The 3,055-nt window shown below is 59.8% G+C and carries 3 protein-coding genes; 1 reads left to right on the top strand and 2 read right to left on the bottom strand.

What is annotated here, in order from left to right; translation table 11 throughout:
* Positions 1-953: Bcr/CflA family efflux MFS transporter (locus tag WBF74_RS01480; RefSeq protein WP_424434124.1), on the top strand; the 953-nt coding region annotated here is incomplete at its 5' end.
* Positions 954-1,043: 90 nt separating this feature from the next.
* Here the strand turns inward: WBF74_RS01480 and WBF74_RS01485 are convergent.
* Both WBF74_RS01485 and WBF74_RS01490 read right to left on the bottom strand, forming a co-directional pair.
* Positions 1,044-1,820 carry an alpha/beta fold hydrolase gene (locus WBF74_RS01485; protein WP_424434126.1) on the bottom strand — a complete coding sequence of 259 codons (777 nt, stop codon included), beginning with the start codon at positions 1,818-1,820 and terminating at the stop codon, positions 1,044-1,046.
* A partial coding sequence (locus tag WBF74_RS01490) for an LLM class flavin-dependent oxidoreductase (protein WP_424434128.1) occupies positions 1,820-3,055 on the bottom strand: 1,236 nt, incomplete at its 5' end. The genes WBF74_RS01490 and WBF74_RS01485, both read right to left, overlap by 1 nt.

The following is a 3,055-nucleotide window of genomic DNA, read 5'->3' on the forward strand; positions in this document are numbered from 1 at the left end:
TCGCAGGCATTCTGGTTTATGTTGGCGCGTCCATTTGGGCAGCCCTTGCCACGAATATCGAAAGCCTCCTCGCCGCCCGCTTTCTTCAGGCGCTGGGGGGGTGCGCGGGCATCGTCATCTCGCGGGCGATGGTGCGCGATCTCTTCAGCGAGCAGGCTTCGGCACAGGTCTATTCGCTGCTCATGCTCGTCATGGGACTTGCGCCCATTCTGGCGCCGATGATTGGCGGCTTTCTGATCCAGCATTATGAATGGCCGATAATCTTCTGGGTGCTGGCGGCATTCGGTCTTGCCTGTGCGCCCGCCGTCATTCTTGGCCTCGGCGAAACCTTGCCAAAGGAAGAGCGGCAGCGTGAAAGCGGCTTGAAGAAAGTGCTGCGCGCCTATCTGGCGCTGTGCCTGGACCAGCCTTTCATGGGGTTTGCGCTTGCCAATGCCTTCATCGCCGCAGGCATGTTCGCCTATATCACCGGCTCGCCTTTCGTGTTCATAGAGCTGCACGGGCTGACGCCGGGTGGTTATGCGCTGCCTTTCGGGGCGAATGCCGGCGGGCTGATATTGGCCGCGCAGATAAATGCCCTGCTGCTACGCCGTTATTCGAGCCGCGCTGTGCTGAAGGTGGCGATGGGTATTCAGCTCGTCGCCGCCCTCTCTGTTCTTGCGGTGACAATCTTTGTGCCGCAGGCTTTTCTGCCGCTTGTTCTCTCCATCTTCGTTGCGGTCGCGAGCCTCGGCTTTATCGGTGCGAATGCGACAGCGGCGGCCATGGCGCGCGCGGAGGGCCATATCGGTGCCGCTTCCGCGCTTACCGGCATTCTGCAATTTGCGCTCGCCGCCATTGCGGGCGCACTGGTCGGGCTTTTCAATGATGGCTCGGCCATGCCCATGGCGCTCACCATTGCAGGCACAAGCATCGCGGGCATGCTTTCGGGCCGGATGGCGCGCGGCGCCTGAAGCAGAAAGGCCACTCCTTTCGGAATGGCCCTTCGCTCCTATCCGCGTCTGTTTTTGTTTTTGGACGCCGATACTTGTGTCTGTGGCTCGTCAGCCGAGCTTCGCAACGGCGCTTGCGACGTGATCGGGCTTTTCAAGCGTCACGAGATGCCCGGCTTCCGGGACGGAGACGAGTTCCGCACCCTTGATTGCTTTCTTCCAGGCATGGGCATAGGTCGGCACGATCAGCTTGTCGCTGTCGCCCCAGACAAGCACGGTCTTCGCCTTCACACGGTAAAGCCGCTGCGAGAGGCCGCGATCCGGCACGGGGAAGAGGATCTTGCCCGCCATGCCAAGCTGCCGCGCATTCTGCACGAGGAAACCCTTGAGCCATTCCGGGTCATTAAGCGAGACACCTGCCGTCATCATCGCCGTGCCCGCTTCCACATCATGGAAGAGAACCGCCGGAAGTTCGTAAGGGAGCATGGCGAAGATGTCGGGAATCGGATGCTCGTCGAGCCAGAGGCCGGCCGGGCAGATCAGGCCGAGCCGTGACACATCATTCGGTGCGACGGCTGCCATTTCAGCGGCGATCATGCCGCCCATTGAATGACCGACAAGGATCGGGTCCTTCAAGCCGAGGGCATCCACCACGTCCCATGTATGGAGCGTGATGTCGAGCATTTCACGCAGATCGCTGCACTCTTGCGAGTCGCCATAGCCCGGCAGCAGCGGGGCATAGACGTGATATTTCTCCGCGAGCTTTGCGAGAAGCGGGTCTTCCGCAGTGATGCCCCCTGCGCCATGCAGATAGACGAGAGGCTGCCCCTTGCCGCCTTCGAAATAGCGAACCGGAACATGGGGCGTGTTGATCGTTTTCGTTTCCATCAGTCTTTCCCCCCGACCATTGCCGCGATTTCCTTTTCCGCCGGAAGGTTGCCGGGTTTCACCTGTTTCGCGAGCGGCTTGCACCAGAAGCGATTGTCATCCTTGTAGTCCGGGAACATGTCGCGCAGATGCGGCATGACCTTTTCTGCAAAGAGCCGGGTGGAATACATGCATTTGTCCATCGGCATGTTGCCCACATGAAGCAGGCAGAAGATGTTGCCGACATTGAGCCCCTTGATGAGGTCTTCCATGCGCTGACGCACGGTTTCGGGGCTGCCCGCGATCACATGGCCCTGTTCGATCAGGTCTTTCCATGTGAGCGAGGAATAGCCGTCGATGGGCGGGGCATATTGCGAGAGCGCACCTGTCTGGATTGTCTTGATGGTGCGATAGCCCGGCGCGTCCGCAAAGCCGCCATAGACATGGAGGCAGCGATTGTAGAAATAGCTGACATGTTCGGAATAGAGGCGCTCTGCCTCTTCATCCGTTTCGGCAACGCAGATCGTCTGCGCAAAGCCCGCGCGATAGGGGCTTTCGTCAGGCGCATTGCGTTCCACAACGCGGTCCCAATATCCCTGCAACAGCGCCTTCGCCCGGATATAGCCGGAAAAGGAGAGGTAGGAATAGGAATAGTCGTTGTCGATGCAGAAGTCGTATGTCTCGACAGAGCCACCGCCCGGAATATGGATCGGCGGCGGGTCCTGAATGGGACGCGGCCAGATATTGACGTGGCGCAGCTTGTTGTAGCGGCCGTTCCACGCGAAGGGATCAGGGTCGGACCAGGCACGGCGGATCAGGTCATGCGCTTCCTGATATTTCTCGCGCGTCAGTGCCGGGATTTGCCCGTAGCAGTAATTCGTGTCCATCGACGTGCCGACGGGAAAGCCCGCAACAAGGCGACCACCCGAAATGCAGTCGAGCATCGCAAATTCTTCGGCCACGCGAACGGGCGGATTGTAGAGTGCGATGGAGTTACCGAGTACGACCAGCGCGACATCGGACGTACGCCGTGCAAGACCCGCCGCAATGATATTCGGCGAGGGCATGATGCCATAGCCGTTCTGGTGGTGCTCGTTGACGCCGATCCCGTCAAAACCGAGCGTGCCCGCATATTCGAGCATGTCCATGTAGGAATTATAGACCTCGTGGCTCTTCGCGGGATCGAAGAGGCGCGAGTCGATATCGACCCAGACTGAACGATGCTTCTCCCGGAAATCGTCGGGGAGATAGGGCCA

Source organism: Parvibaculum sp. (genome assembly GCF_049672805.1).
Lineage (GTDB): Bacteria > Pseudomonadota > Alphaproteobacteria > Parvibaculales > Parvibaculaceae > Parvibaculum.